Origin of the sequence: Saccharomonospora iraqiensis subsp. paurometabolica YIM 90007 (genome assembly GCF_000231035.2) — a bacterium.
In the GTDB taxonomy this organism is placed as follows: Bacteria; Actinomycetota; Actinomycetes; order Mycobacteriales; family Pseudonocardiaceae; genus Saccharomonospora; species Saccharomonospora paurometabolica.
Map to the genome: position 1 here is coordinate 42,918 of NZ_KI912264.1, position 1,234 is coordinate 44,151.

Genomic DNA, 1,234 nt, shown 5'->3' on the forward strand with positions numbered 1-1,234 from the left:
GTCCGCCGCGTCCGCCGGGTGCTCCGCCGAGCCGGTCGTCCTGCCGTCCGTCCCGCCGCCCGCGGCCTCGTGCAGGCGTGTGCGCAGCCACCACACCGTCGGTGTGGCGACCAGCCAGACGCCGAGCAGGGTGGTGCCCACCGGCAGCAGCGACAGCAGCCACGTGCGCCCCGCCACCTTCGCCAGCTCGGGGTCGGTGCGGTCGTACTCGATGCGGATGAGCTGGCCCTCGTTCAGCCCGTCGGGGTAGAGGACGCCGTTCTCCGGGCTGTGCGAGACGCCGTCCGGGGTCTCGTACCGGATCAGGGTGCGGTCGAACATGACCCGCTCGACCTGCGCCGTGGCCATCCCCCGGTGCTCGTCGATCAGCTGGTCGGTGCGCACCGTCCCCAGCACGAGCACCACGCACAGCAGGGACAACACGGAGGCGGCCCCGAGTACCCCCCACATCGCGCCGCGCAGCACGCGCACCCGCCGCGGCATCTCCTCCGCGGAGACGCCGCCGACCGGTCCACCGCCTACGCCACGCACACCGCGAGCATATCGGCCGGGGTTGTCGTGAAGGGCACCTTCCCTGCGTCCAACCCCGTGCGGGGCACCTTCACTGCGTCGCACGCAGGGAAAGTGCCCCGCACGGCACTCACCACGGACTGATCAGGCGGTGGTGACGGCCGCCCGGACCGCGTCGCGCACCGTGGCGTGCAGGTCGCGGTGGCCGGAGCGGTCCACGCGGACCTCCACCACGCGCAGTCCGGGGGTGGTCCGCAGCGCCGCACGCAGCTCGGCGCGGGTGGTGACCAGCGAGTACGGCACCCCGTACCCGGCGCACAGGGCACCGAGGTCGGCACCGTGCGGGGTGCCGAAGACCCGCTCGAAGGAGTCGCCGTAGGCGGGCGAACCCTGTTCGAGCAGGGAGAAGATGCCGCCACCGTCGTCGTTGACCACCACGACGGTCAGGTCCGGCCGGGTCTCGGCGGAACCGGTGAGCAGACCGTTCACGTCGTGCAGGAAGGTCAGGTCGCCGACGAGCGCGTAGGACGGCCCGGTGTGCACGGTGGCGGCGCCGATCGCCGTGGACACCGTGCCGTCGATGCCCGCGACGCCGCGGTTGCGGTGCAGCAGCACGTCCGGGCGCACGCCGGAGGCCAGGGCGACGTCCCGGGTCGGGTTCGACGACCCCGCCACCAGCAGCGCATCGGCGGGCAGGGCGTCGACCAGTTCGGCCGCCACCGAC

2 protein-coding genes are annotated in these 1,234 nt (G+C 73.6%); both read right to left on the minus strand.

Annotation, left to right across the window (positions count from 1 at the left end; translation table 11 throughout):
• The coding region (locus SACPADRAFT_RS33610) for a DUF3592 domain-containing protein (RefSeq protein ID WP_084258597.1) at positions 1–483 on the minus strand (483 nt) is incomplete at its 3' end.
• Between the two features lie 171 nt (positions 484–654).
• A partial coding sequence (locus SACPADRAFT_RS31010) for a thiamine pyrophosphate-binding protein (protein WP_007027670.1) occupies positions 655–1,234 on the minus strand: 580 nt, incomplete at its 5' end.